A 15636-nucleotide genomic window follows, 5' to 3' on the forward strand; every position below is an offset into this window, starting at 1 on the left:
TGGATTACAAGTTTGTAATGGGCAAGCGCGCGCCGGGCGCCTAGCCTGTGCCGATCATTTCCGAGGTGCGCCATGCGTTTGCTGGTAGTTGAAGACGAAGCCAAGACCGCGAATTTCCTTGCCAAGGGCCTGGGAGAGTCCGGATTCGCCGTGGACGTGGCCCTGAACGGCCTGGACGGGCGCTATTTCATCGAGCAGCAGGAGTACGACCTGATCATCCTCGACGTGATGCTTCCCGGCCTCAATGGTTGGCAGTTGCTGCAACTGATCCGCCAGCGCGGTGCCACCCCGGTGCTGTTCCTCACCGCCAAGGACGCCATCGAAGACCGGGTTCGCGGCCTGGAGCTGGGCGCCGACGACTACCTGCTCAAGCCCTTCGCCTTCGCCGAACTGCTGGCCCGGGTGCGTACCCTGTTGCGTCGTGGGCCGCTGCGCGAGGCCGAGTCCTTCAGCATCGCTGACCTTGAGATCGACGTGCTGCGCCGCCGCGTCAGCCGCGGCGGCCAGCGCATCGCCCTGACCAACAAGGAATTCGCCCTGCTGCACCTGTTGGCCAGCCGCCAGGGCGAAGTGCTGTCGCGAACCCTGATCGCTTCCCAGGTGTGGAACCTGAATTTCGACAGCGACACCAACATGGTGGAAGTGGCGGTGCGCCGGCTGCGGGCCAAGGTCGACGATCCCTACATGCCCAAGCTGATCCACACCGTGCGTGGCGTCGGCTACCAGCTGGAAGCCCCGGATGCAGCGCTCTAGTTCCATTGCCTGGCGGCTGGCCCTGGCCTTTGCCGCGGTCTGCGCCCTGGTGCTCAGCATGATCGGGGTGTTTCTCTACCGCTCCCTGGCCGGGGAGATCGCCTACCGCGACGACCTTGCCCTGATGGGCCGACTGGAACAGGTGCGGGCCCTGCTGCAGGACAGCGACAGCCTGGACGCCCTGCAAGCCCGGCCGCGGCTGTACCAGAACATGCTGGGCAACCAGGAAAGCCTGCTGCTGGTGCTGCGGGCCGATGGCTCGACGGTGATCGGCATCAACCCCCGGCAGCAGCGCTTGCCCGAGTTGCAGCCGATCGCCCAGGAACTGCGTCCACAACGCCGGGACATTCTCCTCTGGCCGGGCAGCGACCAGGTCCCGGTGGCGTTGCTGGCGGGGCAGGCCAGCGGCCCCGAGGGCGAGGTCCTGACGGTGATCGCCGGGAAGATCCTCAGCGAGCGCGAGCAGATGCTCGCCAGCTACCGCCTGCGCCTGTACCTGGCGGTAGGCCTGGGGGCCTTGCTGGCCTTTGCCTTGGGCCTGCTGCTGTTGCGCCGGGGCCTGCAGCCGCTGCGCCAGCTCAGCGAGGCGGTGCGCGAGATCGATTTGCGCAGCCTGGACCGACGCCTGCACAGCACCGGCATCCCGGCCGAATTCCACGAGCCGGTGCAAGCCCTGAACGCCATGCTGGCGCGCCTGGAAGAGAGCTTCCAGCGCCTGTCGCAGTTTTCCGCCGACCTGGCCCATGAAATTCGCACGCCGTTGCACAACCTCCTGGGCAGCAACGGCCTGGCCCTGAACCAGCTCCGCAGCGCCGCGGAGTACCAGGAAGTGCTGGCCTCCAACATGGAGGAATTTGAGCGCCTGGGACGCATGGCCGAGAACCTGCTGTTCCTGGCCCGGGCCGAGCAGGCCGATGCGGCGCTGGACCGCCAGCTGCTGTCACTTTCAGGCGTCGGCGCGCAGTTGTGCGACTACTTCGAGGCCCTGGCCGATGACCGGCAGATCCGCCTGGAGAACGGTTTTTACGGCGAGCTGCTGGCCGACCAGCAACTGCTGCAACGGGCCCTGGGCAACCTCCTGGCCAACGCCGTGCGCCACGCCGACCCGGGTTCGCTGATCCGCCTGCGACGCCGCGACGAAGCCGGCTGGTGCTGGCTGCAGGTGCACAACCAGGGCCCGGCGATTGCCCCCGAACACCTGCCGCGGTTGTTCGACCGCTTCTACCGGGTCGACCCCTCCCGCGCCGAACCGGGAGATTCCGGTGGCCTGGGGCTGGCCATCGTGCGCTCGATCATGCTGCTGCATGGCGGTCAGGTGCGGGTAGCCAGCGAGGGACAGGCCACGGTGTTCGAGTTGGGTTTTGCCGTGCTTTGACGGTCACTGGATCAGCTCGTCAGGCTGCGCGCCACACCGGTTTTCCAGGCCTCGCTCATGGCTTCGGCCATGCCCTTGAAGGCGGGATGGGCAGCGGTATAAATCCGCATTTCGCTCATCGCCTGTGCCATGCCGTGCTCGACCTGTTGCAACAGTTCATGGCTGCGACCTTCGCTGAGGTTGCAGGCCGTGCGGGCGAAGCGCAGCAGCGCCTTGCGTTTGGGCCAGGCCTTGGAGCCTCCCAGCAATAGCGCCAGGCTGTCTGCCTTGATGTAGACCGAGGTGGTGACCAGATCAAAGGCCGGGGCCAGGCTGACGGGGGCATCCATATCCGTGTCGGGGTACAACACGCCGAAGTTCTTCAGATGCGCATCGCCGTTTCTCAGCCCGGCCGACAACGCCACGATCTTGAAGAACGACTCCAGGGCCTGGTTCAGCAGAGGGGGTGAGACAAAGGCCTTGATCTGTTTCGCCGCGCCTTCGTAGGAGCCGTCGTACTTGGCTTTTGCCGGCCAGGCGTTGAGCACGCAGAAATCCTCGAAACCCAGGTAGCCCTGGGCGCTCAGGTCGAAACGTTTGACCACCAGGAACTGGCCATTCTGGCTGAGCTCGATCTCCGGTACTTGCAGGCCGGCATGCAGCGCCGCACGCATGCAGAAGAATTCGTTGGTGGCCAGGTGCGGGTATTGATCGGCGCGGAAAGCCTTTACCAAATGCGTGGCGCCGCGATGGGTCAGGCGTTCGACGCTGCTGGCGCTGTCGCGGATCAGGACTTTGGGTTGCACCCCGGAAACGCCTGAATACCGGCCATAGGTCGCCAATAGATCCTCGAACAGGCCCTCGGCACCGTCATGCACTAACAGGTCCTCCAGGCTGGTTTCCGGCAGCGGCGACTGGAGGGCTTGCGCTGTGCTGATGGCCACCCGGCCCAGTTGGTGCGGCCCCACGATCGAGAGCAGGGCGAAGTCGTCGAAACCCCGCACCGCCTTGCTGAAACGGCGCAGCAGTTCTTCACGCAGCGAACCTTCCGGCAGGTGCATATCGAACACCGGTGGCAGGCCCTGGTCCCAGTCATAGCTCGCCAGGCGTGGCGGCATGGTCAGGGAGATCGCGTCGCGGGGCGAGGTGCTTTCGCTGTAGGTGAACACCGAATCCGCTCGTGCCTGACCACGGCCGAGGGTGCCCACCGCCGTGTTGGCCACGCGGATGTGCAGCCGCTGTTCTTCAGTCATGGAAATGCGCCTGCTTCAGGCTCTCCAAGGTCGGATGTTGCCGAGGCCGGGGCACGGCGCTGAGCTCGTAGCCAAAACCATTGAGAATGGCTTCGACCTTGCGCAGGCCTATTTCCGTAATGGTGTTGTTCTCAATCCCCGAGATGGTGGCGCGGCTCATGCCGTATTGCTCCGCCAATGCTTGCTGCGAGAGTTTTCGCTCTTTGCGCAAGGTTCGGATCAGTTGTCCAAGGCTTTCCATTAGCTTCATTCCGCATCATATGCGATGCATTTTTATCGAAAATTATTTAATGCATCGTATTTGATGCATTTTCAGTGTAGGCCAGGTGGAGGTCTCGCGACGATTTTCATGGGGGACGTTTTCATCGGCCGCTTCGCCTGCGGGCGCCGGCAAGCCGGCGCAGGGGGCTCAGCGCAAACCGTCGCGAAACTGCCCCGGGGTCATCCCGGTCCAGCGCTTGAAGGCCCGGCTGAAGCTGCTGGCGTCGGCGAAACCCAGGAGGTAGCTGATCTCGCTCAGGGAGCATTCCAGGTCCCGCAGGTGCAGCAGGGCGAGGTTTTCCCGGCATTCGTTGAGCAGGGTGTCAAAGCGCGTGCCTTCATCCGCCAAGTGCCGTTGCAGGCTGCGCAGGCTCAGGTGCAGGGCCTCGGCCACGCGCTCGGCGGAGGGTTCGCCTTCGGGCAATTGGGCTTCGATCACCCCGCGCACCTTGCGCTCCCAGGTCAGGGGCCGCAGTTGCAACAGGGTGCGCTTGAGCACCGCTTCGTTGTGCTCGGCCAGTTCCGGGTTGGCGTCGTCCAGGTGGCTGTCGAAATCGTGCAGGCCGAATTCCAGGCAATCATCGCTAGCGGCAAAGTGCACCGGACAGCGGAACACCTTGTGCCACTGGCTCGGGTCCGCCGGTGCCGGGCGCCGCAAATGCACGGCCAGCGGCGCGTAGTCGCGGCCCAGGCGATTGCGGCAGGTGCGCACGTAGATCGCGGCAAACGCGTCGATCGCCTCGATGGCCGGCTGCGGCGCGCCTTCGGGCACCTTGAGGAAGAACCGGTAGCGGTCCGGCTCCCGGGTCAGGGCCAGCTCCAGGGCGTCGCTGACCACCTGGTGATAACGCACGATGCGCTCGAACACTTCCCGCAGGCTGCCGCTGGCCACCAGGGCGTAGCCCAGGGCATGAAAGGTGGTGGGGCTGACAAAGCGCGAGACGCGCAGACCAATCGCCGGGTCGCCGCTGGCCTGCACGGCCAGATGCCACAGGCGGGTGGTGGCCGACAACGGGTAGCGGGCGTTGGGGTCGTCCATCAATTGCGGGTCGAGCCCGGCCTCGCGGCACAGCGCGCCGCTATCGAGGTCGAGGGCGTCCAGTTGCTTGCGCAAGGCGCGGGTCCAGCTGGCAAGGGAAGTGGCTTCGGTCATGCGATTGGCGCGTCCGGTCAACAGGTTGGCGTTTACGGCTAGCGCCCGGAGCCGGGGCTCGGGGCAGGATGCACACATCACTGACCAGAGGATGGAATCATGCAGGGTACTTCTGCAAGCCCCGAACGGATGAACGTACAGCAGCGGGCGGCGCATATTCGCCAGGTGGTCCTGGCTCGGGGCGATGAGCTGCGCCGGCGTTTCCCCGTGCTGCGACATCAGGACGCCCTGGGCGCTGGGATCCTGTTCGTGGCCTTGTCCGGGATGCTGGGGTCAGCGGCGCTCTATGTCGGTGGCTACCTGGCCTGGTGGACGTGCCTGCTGCTCAACGCGTTCTTCGCTTCCCTGACCCACGAGCTGGAACACGACCTGATCCACAGCATGTATTTTCGCAAGCAGCGCCTGCCCCATAACCTGATGCTGGCGCTGGTCTGGCTGGCGCGGCCGAGCACCATCAACCCCTGGGTGCGGCGTTATCTGCACCTGAATCACCATAAGGTTTCCGGCAGCGAAAGCGATATCGAGGAGCGCGCCATCACCAATGGCGAACCCTGGGGCATCGCCCGCCTGCTGATGGTGGGGGACAACATGATGGCGGCCTTCATCCGCCTGCTGCGGGCGCCGGGGGCCAGGCGCAAGCTGGGCATTCTCATCCGCACCCTGGCGGTGTACGCGCCCCTGGCGCTGCTGCACTGGGGCGCCTGGTACCTGTTCCTCGGTTTTCATGGGGCCAACGCCGTCGCTGCCTTGCTCGGCAGCCCGATCCCGTGGTCACAAGACACCCTGGCGCTGATGCACGGCATCGACATCGCGGTGGTGGTGCTCATTGGCCCCAACGTGCTGCGCACCTTCTGCCTGCACTTCGTCAGCTCCAACATGCACTACTACGGCGATATCGAACCGGGCAACGTGATCCAGCAGACCCAGGTGCTCAACCCCTGGTGGATGTGGCCGCTGCAGGCTTTCTGCTGCAACTTCGGCAGCACCCACGGCATCCATCATTTCGTGGTCAAGGAGCCGTTCTACATCCGTCAGATGACGGCGCCGGTGGCGCATAAAGTGATGGCCGAGATGGGCGTGCGCTTCAATGATTTCGGCACCTTTGCCCGGGCCAACCGCTTTCATCCCCGGGAGCAGGTGCAGGAGGATGCGGCGCGCGAGGTGCGGGCGTAGGGCCTGTCGTCAACCAAACGCACTCCGTAGGAGCCGGCCCGCTCTTGCATGGTCCGGTTCAGAGCCAGCTCCTACAAGCTCAATCCGGCTGGAACGGCGATTCGCTGAGGATCACCCCGGTTTCATCCACATAACGCTGCCATTCCTCCAGCAGCGTGCGCAGTTTGTCCGGCTGGCTCTGGGCCAGGTCGTGGATCTCGCCCGGGTCCTGGCCCAGGTCGTACAGCTGCCAGGTCGCCGGGCCCACCGGCCCGGGGATGTACACCGCCTTCCACTGGCCCTGGCGAATCGCCCGGCGGCCGAACAGCTCCCAGCCGGTCACCGTGTGCTGGTCATGCACCTGGGCGGTTTCGCCGGAAAGAAAGCCCAGCCAGGACTTGCCCCGCAGCGGCGCCACGTCGCGCCCGTGCCAGCGCTTGCCGGGGTGGCGCACGCCGGCCAGGTCGAGCAAGGTCGGGGTGATGTCCATCACCGTGCCAAAGCCGTGGCTGATCTGCCCCTTGAGCGGCAGTTGCGGGTAATGCAGCAGCGCCGGCACGCGAATCCCGCCCTGGGTAGTGAAGGCCTTGAACAGCCGCGACGGCGCTGTGGCCGCCTGGGCCCAGGCGGGGCCGTACCAGACGTAGGAGTTGGCCCGGCCGATGTTTTCCAGGCGGTTGTCGTAGTGCTGGTTGAGGTAGGTCAGAAGCTCCGGGCCGAACTTGGGAAAGGCTTCCAGCAGCGCGCCCTCGGCGCCGTTATCGGACATGAACAGGATCAGGGTGTTGTCCAGCTGACCCTGCTGGCGCAGGTAGTCCACCACCCGGCCGATGTTCCAGTCCATGCGCTCGACCATCGCCGCATACACCTCCATGGCCCGCGCCGAAACCTGTCGCTGTTCATCGCTGAGGGCGTCCCACTCGGCGTTGAGGTTGATCAGCGGATGGGGTTCGACCTCGGCATCGATCAGGCCCAGGGCCTTGAGTTTTTCCAGGCGCTCGCGGCGCAGCACCTCGGGGCCGGCGTCATAGCGGCCGCGGTATTTGGCGACGATTTCCTCGGGTGCCTGCAGCGGCCAGTGGGGCGCCGAGAACGGCAGGTAGGCGAAGAACGGCCGGGTCTGGTCGCGCTCTTTCAGGTACTGCAAGAGCTTGTCGCCAAAGGCGTCGGAGGAATAGAAATCCGCCGGCAGTTCATCGATGAAACAGTCGTCCTCGATATACAGCGCTGGGGTGGATTTCAGCAGCCCGGGGGTGTGTTCGTCGTAGGTCGGCTCGAAGCCGTAGTGGTTGGCCGCCCCCGGCAGCAGCGAGAACGAACGCTCGAAACCCCGGGCATGGGGCGCGCGCTCGGCGGTCAGGCCCAGGTGCCATTTGCCGCTCATCAGGGTCTGGTAGCCGGCTTCGCGCAGCAGCTCCGGCAGGGCCACCACGCGGTCATTGAGGTAACCCTCGTAGCCCGGCTTGCCGATCAGGTCGGGGGTCAGGGCTTCGGCCATGGTGCCGATCCCGGCAATGTGGTGGTCGGTGCCGGTGAGCAGCATGGAGCGGGTCGGCGAGCAGGTGGGGGCGGTGTGGAAGTCGGTCAGGCGCAGGCCACCTGCGGCCAGCGCATCGAGGTTCGGCGTGGCGATCTCGCCACCGAAGGCGCCGAGGTCGGAGAAACCCAGGTCGTCGGCCAGGATCACCAGAAAGTTGGGACGTTGCGGCATCGCGGCACTCCTGTTCAGCAAGCAATGAAGGTCAAGGGCAGGTCGCGGATCTGTACCGGCTGCGGCGCCTGGTAGTGATCATCGCTGGTCAGTTCGTGGAGCAGTTCTTCGCGCAACTGGTGGAAGTCGAAACTGCTGCGCTGGCGCGGGTGTGGCAAGGCCACCTGAACCACGCGCTTGATCCGCCCCGGGCGCGGCTCCATCACCACCACCCGGTCGGCGAGGAAGATCGCTTCCTCGACATCGTGGGTCACCAGCACGGTGGTGATTCTTGCCCGCTCGCGGATCGCCAGCAGCTCGTCCTGCATCTGCTGGCGGGTCAGGGCGTCGAGGGCGCCGAAGGGTTCGTCCAGCAGCAGAATGCGCGGGCTGGCCACCAGCCCACGGGCAATGGCCACCCGTTGCGCCATGCCGCCGGAGAGCTGGTGGGGATAGGCTCGGGTAAAGTCCTTGAGCCCCACCAGCTCGATGAAATCGTCGATCCGCCGCTGGCGCTCGGCGGCGCTCAAGGGTTCGTTGACCAGGCCCAGGCCGATGTTTTCGGCCACGGTCAGCCAGGGGAACAGGCGGTGTTCCTGGAACACGATGCCGCGTTCGCTGCCGATGCCGCTGACCCGCTGGCCGTCGACCCGGATCTCGCCGCGAAACTCGGTGTCCAGGCCGATCAGCAGGCGCAGCAGAGTGGACTTGCCACAGCCGCTGGAACCGACGATGGCGACGAACTCGCCTTCGGCGATGTCCAGGTTGAATTTGCGGATCGCCTCCACCTCGCCACCGGTGACGGTGAAGGTCTTGCCCACGTGATTGAAACTGACCAGGGGTGCGTTCATGCGTGTCTCCAGCGGGTGGCGCGAATTTCGAGCTGTTGCCCGATCAGGTTGAGCAGGGCTCCGGTAAGGCCCACCAGGAGCATGCCGGCCATGATCAGGTCCATGCGCAGCAGTTGCTGGGCACTGATCATCTGGCTGCCGATGCCGCCGTTGGACGGCATGAAGTATTCCGCGCCGATGGTGCCCAGCCAGGCATAGATCAGGCTGATGCGCAGGCCGGCGAAAATCCCCGGCGCGGCGCCGGGCAGCACCAGCCGGCGCAGCCGCTGCCAGAGGTTCAGGCGCAGCACCTGGGCGGCTTCCGCCAGTTGCGGCGAAAGCTGGGCGACGCTGCGCTGGGTGGCGATGAACAGCGGGAAGAACGCGGCCAGGGCGACGAACACCCACTTGGCCAGTTCCCCCAGGCCGAACCAGGCAGTGAGCAGCGGCACCCAGGCGAAGATGGCGATCTGACGGATGGCGGCCAGGGTCGGCCCCAGCAGTCGTTCGCTGAGCCGTGACAGGCCCAGCAGCAGTCCAAAACCCAGGCCCAGGCCGCCGCCCAGCAGCAGGCCGCCGAGGGTACGCCCCAGGCTCAGGCCCATGCCGCCCAGCAGGCTGCCATCGAGCAGGCCGGTGCCAGTGGTGGCGAGCACCGCCAGCGGGCTGGGGAGAATGTTCGGGTCGACCCATTGCTGGTCGCTTGTCGCCTGCCACAGGGTCAGCAGCGCCAGGGGCAGCAGCCAGGGTTGCAGGCGCTGCCAGCCCTGGTAGCGCGGGCCACGACGGAACTCGGCGGTGGCCGGGTGCGGCCAGTACACCAGCTTGCGGTCGAGCCAGCCGATGCCGCGGTCCATGAAGACCCCCAGCAGGCCGATCACCAGGATGCAGACGAAGACGATGTCCAGCATGAACAGCTGTCGCGCCCAGACCATCAGGTAGCCGATGCCTTCGCTGGAGGCCAGCAGTTCCACCGCCAGCAGCGAGGTCCAGCCGGTGGCCAGGGCCAGGCGCACCCCGGCCATGAACGCCGGCAGCGCGGCGGGCAGCACCAGGCGCCGGATCAGCAGCGCGGGGGGCAGGCGCAGCACCGCGGCAGCTTCCCGCAGCTTGGGCTGGGCATCGCGCACGCCCACCAGCGTATGCAGGGTCACGGGGACCACCACGGCCTTGATCAGCACCACCAGCTTGAGCACTTCACCGATGCCGAAAAACACCATTAACAGCGGAATCCAGGCCAGGGTCGGGATCTGCGACAGGGCGCCGAAGGTCGGAAACACCAGGCGCTCCAGGCGTCGGCTGAAACCCAGCGCGCCGCCCAGTAGCGCCCCGGCGGCGATGCCCGCCAACAAGCCCCAGAACAGCCGTTGCAGGCTGATTGCCAGGTGGCTCCACAGTTCGCCGTGAGCCAGTTCCAGGGCGCTGCTCCAGACCAGCGCCGGAGCCGGCAGGATCTGCTCGCTCATCCACAGGTTGCGGCTGGCCAGCCACCACAGGACGAACAGGCTCAGGGGCAGCAGCCAGGGCAGCAGGCGCTGATGGATGGCGGGCCAGCCCGGGCGTCCGTTGGACGGTGCCGCCAGGGGCAGGCTGAGCAGGGAAACACGGGCCATGGATGACCTCCGTCGTCGGGTTCTGCATGGCGTGGGTCGATGCCGTGGGGGGCTGGCATGTCGGCGAATCAGCCCTTGAGGGCGACGCAGGGCTTGCGGGCCTGTTCGCCGGCAAGCCGGCGCCTACGGGATATGCATTTGTGATCTATTAAAATTCTTATCGATTCAATTGGGAGATAAGAAAGGCCATTTAAGGCTTCTCGCCGACACGCATCCAATGCATTTGAAGAATATTTTTCATGCGTTTCATGCATGTCGCCGGGGATGCCCGTGGATGCTGGTTTATTCGAATCGGTTCTTAAAATGTGAATTTATAGTATTTAAATGTTGATCAATTCCGTGCCTACCTTCTGCGCCTCACCGCCTTTGTCAGCAGGAGCCGCACCTATGAACCTTCCCTTCAAACGTGTCATCAGTCTGTTCGCCGCGCCGGCCCTGGCGGGGCTTCTGGGCTGCCTGCCGCTGCTGGCCCAGGCCGCCGAACTCAAGGAGATCCGCATCGCCGTGCCCGACCTCAGCGCCGGCACCCAGCACAGCGGCGGCGGGGTGGTGGACGTGTTGCGCCAGCAGCAGATCTTTGAAAAGGCCTTCGCCGACCAGGGCATCAAGATCCAGTGGAATTTCTTCAAGGGCGCAGGCCCGGTGATCAACGAAGCCTTCGCCAACGGCCAGGTCGACCTGGCTTATCTCGGCGACCTGGCGGCCATCATCGGCAAGTCCAATGGCCTGGATACCCGTTTGCTCAGCGCCTCGGCCCGTGGGGTCAAGCACTACCTGGGGGTGGTGCCGGGCTCCGGGATCAAGACCCTGGAAGACCTCAAGGGCAAGCGCGTGGCGGTGTTCCGTGGCACGGCTACCCAGCTGTCGTTCGACGCGGCCCTGGCCAGCCGGGGCCTGAGCGAGAAGGACCTGAAAGTGGTCAACCTCGACTTCAATGCGGCGGTGGCGGCCCTGGCGGCCAAGCAGATCGATGCTTCCTGGGGCAGCACCGGGCTCTCGGCCCTGCGCAGCAAGGGGCTGGCCGAACTGCCCCTGAGCACCAAGGACCTGGGCGGCGCCGGCAGCGTGCAGAGCGTGCTGGTGGGCGCCGGCACGTTTGTCGACGAGCATCCCGAGGCCGTGGAAAAACTGCTCAAGGCCCAGCAGCAGGCGGTGCAGTGGCTGACCCAGGACAGCAACAAGGACGCCTATATCCAGCTGGTGTCGGGCCTGGCCAGCTACCCGCCGGTGATCTTGCAGGAGGACCTCAAGGACCAGCGCTTGAGTGAGATCTTCCCCTCGACCCTGGACCCGGTGTTCCTCGGCAAACTGCAGGAATCGGTGGACCTGGCGGCCAAGGAGCGGTTGATCCGCAAGCCGTTCAAGGTCGATGCCTGGGTGGCGCCGCAACTGGCTGCTGCCGGTCTTTGAAGTCGATACCATGCGCCGGCAAGCCGGCTCCTGCGTAGCCCTGTAGGAGCCGGCCTTGAGGGCCTCTTCGCTGGCAAGCCAGCGCCTACGGTCGGCGGGGATATCGTGCGGGATCTTGCCGACGAAGCCGTTCTACACGGCGATGGCGTGCCCCTGCCGATCCACCTCCACCAACACCTCGATCAACTTGCGCGCCGCCGGCGACAGGCGAAAACCGCTGCGGCTGACGATGCCGCAGCGGGCATTCAGGCTGTCGAGGTTCTGCGGCAGGTTGCGCCAGTGCAACAGCACCAGCGATCCCTGCTCGATGTCCTCGGCAAAGGCCTCGGCGGTGCCCACGCCAATGGCGTTGGACTGGCGGACGATCTTCACCAGCGCCGGAAAGTGTTCGGTTTCGATGCTCGGTGAAAAGTCGATGCGTCCGCTGAGGTTGGCCAGCAGTTTGCGAATCCCCGGGGGGATCAGGGTGGCGGCCAGGGGGTAATCGAACATGTCGTTGGTGGACAGGCTTTCCTTGGCCAGCAGCGGGTGCCCGGGGCGGCAGAAGAACACCCCGCGCTTGGGCGTCAGCGGTTGGGTCTGGTAGTTCGGATCGGCCTCGAAATGGCGGATGTCGGCGATGAAGAATTCAATCTCTTCACGGTTCAGGCTGCGGCTGAGTTTCTCCCAGTTATCCACGGCAAAGCAGGTGCGCACCTTGGGGTGGGCACTGGTGAATTGCGCCACCGCGTCGGGCACCAGTTTCACCGCTGGCGCCGGGCCGCAGCCGAAGCGCACCTCACCGGCGTCGAGCTTGGTCATCTGCGTCACTTCACTGCTGAGCAAGGCCGCGCCCTGGACCAGGCTCAAGGCGTGCTGCAGCACCACCTGGCCTTCCGGGGTGGGGCGCAGGTCCTTGTTGCCGCGGTCCACCAGCACACAACCGAACTCCTGCTCCAGGCCCTGGATACTGCGGCTGAAGGCCGGCTGGGTAATGCCCATGGCATCGGCGGCACGGACAAAACTGCGGTGTTCATTAAGGGCGATGAAGTAACGCAATTGGCGAAGATCCATATGCTTTCCCGGCATCCGAAAAATAGCTCGAAGGCATTTGCGACGAGTGAGGCATGAGGTTTTAAATGCAAGCTCTTATTCCGTCAACGAAGCATGTGGTTATCTATTAGATCTAAATTGAATATAGATAGAGCGTTGTTTCGCGGCGGTTCCAACCGTAAGCAGTCGATGAGGGTGTACCTGATGAGCAATGCCGCCTTAGCCGTTAAACCCGCTGTCCATGCCCTTGATATCCACCCGGTGGCCGGTCGCATCGGCGCCGAGATCCGTGGCGTGCAACTGTCCGGCGAGCTGGACGCCGCCACCGTGGAAGCCATCCAGCAGGCGCTGGTGCAGTACAAGGTGATCTTCTTCCGTGGCCAGACCCACCTCGACGACCAGAGCCAGGAAGCCTTCTCGCACCTGTTGGGCGAGCCGGTGGCCCACCCCACCGTGCCGGTGCGCGACGGCACCCGCTACCTGCTGGAACTGGATGGCGCCGAAGGCCAGCGGGCCAACTCCTGGCACACCGACGTGACCTTCGTCGACGCCTACCCCAAGGCCTCGATCCTGCGCTCGGTGGTGGCCCCGGCCTCCGGAGGCGACACGGTGTGGGCCAACACCGCCACCGCCTACAACGAACTCTCGGCAGAACTGCGGGAGCTGGCGGACAAACTCTGGGCGGTGCACAGCAACGAATACGACTACGCCGGGGCCAAGCCCGATGTCTCGGCGGAGAAGCTGGAGCGCTACCGCAAAGTCTTTACCTCCACCGTATTCGAGACGGAACACCCGATCGTCCGCGTGCACCCCGAGAGCGGCGAAAAGAGCCTGGTGCTGGGGCATTTCGTCAAGCGCATCAAGGGCTATTCCCAGGCCGATTCGGCGCACCTGTTCAACCTGCTGCAAAGCCACGTGACCCGCCTGGAAAACACCGTGCGCTGGCGCTGGAGCGCCGGTGACGTGGCGATCTGGGACAACCGCTCGACCCAGCATTACGCCGTGGACGACTACGGCACCCAGGACCGTATCGTGCGCCGCGTGACCCTCAAGGGCGATGTCCCGGTGGGTGTCCACGGCCAGCGCAGCCAGACCATCAAGGGCCTCTGACCCGTCCCATTTACCCGATGAGCCCGCCTGCCGTAGGAGCTGGCTTGCCAGCGAAGGCGTCCCTGAGCGCGAGGCAAGGTTTCAGGGCCTGTTCGCCGGCAAGCCAGCTCCTACGGTGGGAGGTGCGGTTGGGCCTACCACACGCCGATCGGCACCAGCTTTTCGCTTTCCGGTTCGCCGTAGCGAAAACGCTGACCGCGCAGGTCGATCTCTTCATGGCTGATGGTGGTGCGGCGTTTCAGGCCACGCAGCCACTCCAGCAGATACCCCAGGTGTTCTTCACGCACCGCGGCGTAGGCCGGGTCGGCCCCCAGGTCATGCAGTTCCTGGGGGTCGTTGTGCAGGTCGAACAGCTGTGGGCGCAAGCCGTCATAGGCCAGGTACTTCCAGCGTTCGCTGCGCACCATGGTCATGCGGCAGCGGTCGATGGGCTGGCCCAGGCGCTCCCGGGCCGGGGCCTGGAAGGCGTAGTCGTATTCGCTGATGGCGTAGCGGCGCCAGTCCGCTGTCGCGCCGTGCAGCAACGGGATCAGCGAGCGGCCTTCCAGGCGGTGTTCGGCCCCCGGCAGGCCCAGGGCATCGAGGAAGGTCGGCAGGGCGTCGATGGTTTCCACCAGGCGCTCGTCCACGCTGCCACGACGGCTGTCCGCCGCCGCCCGCGGGTCGCGGACAATCAGTGGCACGCCCACCGCCGGCTCCAGCAGGAACTCCTTTTCTCCCAGGTAGTGGTCGCCGAGGAAGTCGCCGTGGTCGCTGGTGAAGACGATCAGGGTGTCGTCCCAGCGGCCGTTGCTCTGGAGGAAATCGAACAGCCGGCCCAGTTGATCGTCCACCTGCTTGATCAGGCCCATGTAGGTCGGCACCACGTTCAGGCGCACCTCATCCCGGGAAAAATTCAGGCTCTCTTCATGCTGGCGAAAGGCAGCGTAGACCGGGTGGTCGCTGAGCTGCCCGGGCGCGGCGCGCACCGCCGGGATCACCTGCTCGGGGCCATACAGCGCGTGGTACGGCGCCGGGGCGATGTAGGGCCAGTGCGGCTTGATGTAGGACAGGTGCAGGCACCAGGGCTGCTCGCCTTGCTCATTGATGAAGTCGATGGCGCGGTCGGTGGTGTAGACGGTTTCCGAGTGTTCTTCGGCGACCCGGGCCGGCAGGTGGGCGTTGCGCATCTTCCAGCCGCTGAGGATCTGCCCCTGCGCGCTGGCCCCGGCGTTGGCCCAGTCGTGCCAGGGGTTGAGCCCGTCGTAGCCGAGGCTGCGCAGGTAATGGGTGTAGGGCGCGGCATCGCGCTTGTCGTCGAAGATCGGGTCGTCGGGGTAGATGCCGTCGTGACGCAAGTAGGGTTCGAAGCCGACCTCGTTGAGCGCCTCGGCCTGGGGGCTGTCGGGATCGATGGCCAGGCGTTGCAGGGCATCGAGATTGGGCGTGGCGTGGGTCTTGCCCACCAGCGCGGTGCGGATGCCATGGGGCCGCAGGTAGTCGCCCAGGGTCAGTTCTTCCAGGGGCAGGGGCACGGCGTTCCAGGCCACCTGATGGCTGCTGACATAGCGCCCGGTGTAGGCCGACATGCGCGAAGGGCCGCAGATGGTGCCCTGGGTGTAGGCGCGGCTGAAGCGCACCCCGGCGGCGGCCAGGCGATCGATGTTCGGGGTGTGCAGGTGCGGGTGGCCGTAGCACGAGAGGTAATCCCGGCGTAGCTGGTCGCACATGATGTAGAGCACGTTGCGCACGGGCGGATGGGTGTTGGACATAAGGTTCACCGAAGGGAAGACAGGCGAGGTTTTTCGCCTTCGGCGGGGGCTTCCGGCAAGCGCATTTGCCGAATAGTTTTGATGCAGGGCGTGCATAACCGCAGGCGTTGGCGTCTCAGGGTTACGAAAGCACTTCAGTGTGAGGTGCGGGCTTGTTATCCGTTGAGCGTCTGTTGGCAGAGCAAGCTATTATCCGACGTTATGTTTCTGTGTGATTTCAGCGTCATTCAAACCTTGATAACAAGATTTACCAAGTAAGACTCCTGACAGTGTT

13 protein-coding genes are annotated in these 15636 nt (G+C 65.1%); 5 read left to right on the forward strand and 8 right to left on the reverse strand.

Features of this window, described 5'->3' with window-relative positions; all coding sequences use genetic code 11:
• Positions 1-72: 72 nt before the first annotated feature.
• Positions 73-753 carry a heavy metal response regulator transcription factor gene (locus DNK59_RS05615; RefSeq protein WP_110722539.1) on the forward strand — a complete coding sequence of 227 codons (681 nt, stop codon included), beginning with the start codon at positions 73-75 and terminating at the stop codon, positions 751-753.
• On the forward strand, positions 740-2128 hold the full coding sequence (locus DNK59_RS05620) for a heavy metal sensor histidine kinase (RefSeq protein WP_110722540.1): 1389 nt from the start codon (positions 740-742) through the stop codon (positions 2126-2128). The genes DNK59_RS05615 and DNK59_RS05620 overlap by 14 nt, the downstream gene beginning before the upstream one ends.
• A gap of 11 nt (positions 2129-2139) precedes the next feature.
• Here DNK59_RS05620 and DNK59_RS05625 read toward each other — a convergent pair whose 3' ends face one another.
• The 3 genes from DNK59_RS05625 to DNK59_RS05635 form a co-directional block, all read right to left on the reverse strand.
• Entirely contained in the window at positions 2140-3360 is a 1221-nt protein-coding gene (locus tag DNK59_RS05625) for a type II toxin-antitoxin system HipA family toxin (protein ID WP_110722541.1), read from the reverse strand.
• A complete protein-coding gene (locus tag DNK59_RS05630; RefSeq protein ID WP_110722542.1) occupies positions 3353-3601 on the reverse strand; it encodes a helix-turn-helix domain-containing protein in 249 nt (82 codons plus the stop codon). Before DNK59_RS05630 ends, DNK59_RS05625 begins: the two co-directional genes overlap by 8 nt.
• 168 nt (positions 3602-3769) lie before the next feature.
• Positions 3770-4774: an AraC family transcriptional regulator gene (locus tag DNK59_RS05635; RefSeq protein ID WP_110722543.1), complete on the reverse strand. Its 1005-nt coding sequence runs from the start codon at positions 4772-4774 to the stop codon at positions 3770-3772.
• Positions 4775-4873: 99 nt separating this feature from the next.
• Between DNK59_RS05635 and DNK59_RS05640 the strand changes: the two genes are divergently transcribed.
• On the forward strand, positions 4874-5947 hold the full coding sequence (locus tag DNK59_RS05640) for a fatty acid desaturase (RefSeq protein ID WP_110722544.1): 1074 nt from the start codon (positions 4874-4876) through the stop codon (positions 5945-5947).
• Positions 5948-6026: 79 nt separating this feature from the next.
• Here the strand turns inward: DNK59_RS05640 and DNK59_RS05645 are convergent, their stop codons facing one another.
• The 3 genes from DNK59_RS05645 to DNK59_RS05655 are packed head-to-tail and all read right to left on the reverse strand — an operon-like array spanning position 6027 to position 10059.
• The gene (locus DNK59_RS05645; protein WP_110722545.1) at positions 6027-7637 is read right to left on the reverse strand and encodes an arylsulfatase; all 1611 of its coding nucleotides are present in this window, start codon (positions 7635-7637) and stop codon (positions 6027-6029) included.
• Positions 7638-7651: 14 nt separating this feature from the next.
• On the reverse strand, positions 7652-8467 hold the full coding sequence (locus DNK59_RS05650) for an ABC transporter ATP-binding protein (RefSeq protein ID WP_110722546.1): 816 nt from the start codon (positions 8465-8467) through the stop codon (positions 7652-7654).
• Positions 8464-10059, reverse strand: coding sequence for an ABC transporter permease (locus tag DNK59_RS05655; protein ID WP_110722547.1), 1596 nt, complete (start codon positions 10057-10059; stop codon positions 8464-8466). The genes DNK59_RS05650 and DNK59_RS05655 overlap by 4 nt, the downstream gene beginning before the upstream one ends.
• Before the next feature lie 387 nt (positions 10060-10446).
• Between DNK59_RS05655 and DNK59_RS05660 the strand changes: the two genes are divergently transcribed.
• Positions 10447-11469 (forward strand): ABC transporter substrate-binding protein, encoded by a 1023-nt coding sequence (locus tag DNK59_RS05660; protein ID WP_110722548.1) that lies wholly within the window; start codon positions 10447-10449, stop codon positions 11467-11469.
• Positions 11470-11601: 132 nt separating this feature from the next.
• Here the strand turns inward: DNK59_RS05660 and DNK59_RS05665 are convergent, their stop codons facing one another.
• Positions 11602-12522: a LysR family transcriptional regulator gene (locus DNK59_RS05665; protein WP_110722549.1), complete on the reverse strand. Its 921-nt coding sequence runs from the start codon at positions 12520-12522 to the stop codon at positions 11602-11604.
• A 183-nt stretch (positions 12523-12705) separates the two neighbouring features.
• Here DNK59_RS05665 and DNK59_RS05670 point away from each other — a divergent pair, with 183 nt between their 5' ends.
• On the forward strand, positions 12706-13611 hold the full coding sequence (locus DNK59_RS05670) for a TauD/TfdA family dioxygenase (protein WP_092318511.1): 906 nt from the start codon (positions 12706-12708) through the stop codon (positions 13609-13611).
• Positions 13612-13745: 134 nt separating this feature from the next.
• Here DNK59_RS05670 and DNK59_RS05680 read toward each other — a convergent pair whose 3' ends face one another.
• Positions 13746-15362 carry an alkaline phosphatase family protein gene (locus DNK59_RS05680; RefSeq protein ID WP_110722551.1) on the reverse strand — a complete coding sequence of 539 codons (1617 nt, stop codon included), beginning with the start codon at positions 15360-15362 and terminating at the stop codon, positions 13746-13748.
• Positions 15363-15636: the final 274 nt, after the last annotated feature.

Source organism: Pseudomonas sp. TKO26, assembly GCF_003225665.1.
In the GTDB taxonomy this organism is placed as follows: Bacteria; Pseudomonadota; Gammaproteobacteria; order Pseudomonadales; family Pseudomonadaceae; genus Aquipseudomonas; species Aquipseudomonas saponiphila.